At 33.0% G+C, this 970-nt stretch carries 2 protein-coding genes; both read right to left on the bottom strand.

Going from position 1 to position 970, the window contains the following annotated elements; genetic code table 11:
* A partial coding sequence (locus tag BCT81_RS00525; RefSeq protein WP_198596810.1) for an ABC transporter ATP-binding protein occupies positions 1–215 on the bottom strand: 215 nt, incomplete at its 3' end.
* Positions 205–970, bottom strand: a 766-nt coding sequence (locus BCT81_RS29090; RefSeq protein WP_198596811.1) for a hypothetical protein, incomplete at its 5' end; no start/stop codon positions are given. The genes BCT81_RS29090 and BCT81_RS00525, both read right to left, overlap by 11 nt.

The raw sequence follows: 970 nt of genomic DNA on the forward strand, positions 1-970 counted from the left end.
GAGTCATTAGTAAAGTAGTTATAAATAGTTCTTAGTAAAGATGATTTACCAGATCCATTCTTCCCACATATAGCTGTTATCCCTGAGTTGAATTCAATATTCAGCTGGTGATTGGTACGAGATTCATCATGCAACGTGATAGCTCTTAACTGTTTATGGTAATTACATAAATCTTGAGCTTTAAACCAGCTTCGTTCTATTTCTTTATTCTTCACAACTTTCACCCAACCAATTTTCCGAAAGGGATTCAATTAGTAATTTAACATCACCTTTAGACCCATCATACAATCTTTCAACTAACTCATGCATCATTCTTTCTTCAAGAGGGTTAGACATTACTATCCCATTAACAAAACATGATAAGTTTATAATAATATCTCGTACAACCAATGAACCTTGTGACATTACTCGGGATGATGAGCGTTCAATATATAAGAATGCAATTTCCCTGAGATAAGTTTCTCCAAACTTAAAGTAATCTAATGAAACCAAAGGCAGTGTTTCATTCTTTCTTACATGAGATTTTACAATTTCCAAATGGACAAATGACTCAAGCAGCTTAGTGGTATCATTCTCGTTAATATACTCTTTCAAGTAAGCACTAGATATTGAGTAAAGCCAACTGAGACTTGAAGCTTTAGTTAAGTTTAACTCTATGTCATTTTCTAGGGTGAAAATTTTCACTTTAGAGAAAAATAGCAATGAAAATTTAATTGCCTCCATAATATTATCGCTAAATGAAACATCACTTCGATATCTAGAATTTAGGTTGCCATCCGACAACTGATACCTTAAATTATCTTGTTCCAAAATAATTGCTAGACGCGCTAGCATGTCATTGTAAGCCATTCTTGAGTTACTGAAGCCAAGAATTTCCTTATCTACACCAACTTCCTTCATATATGAAACTAGATCTGATATTTCATTTCTAATTTCACCAAATATTGAGTTACGAGTTTCTGCAGAAGTA

The sequence above is a fragment of the Vibrio sp. 10N.261.52.A1 genome (assembly GCF_002876325.1).
GTDB classification, from domain to species: Bacteria; Pseudomonadota; Gammaproteobacteria; order Enterobacterales; family Vibrionaceae; genus Vibrio; species Vibrio chagasii.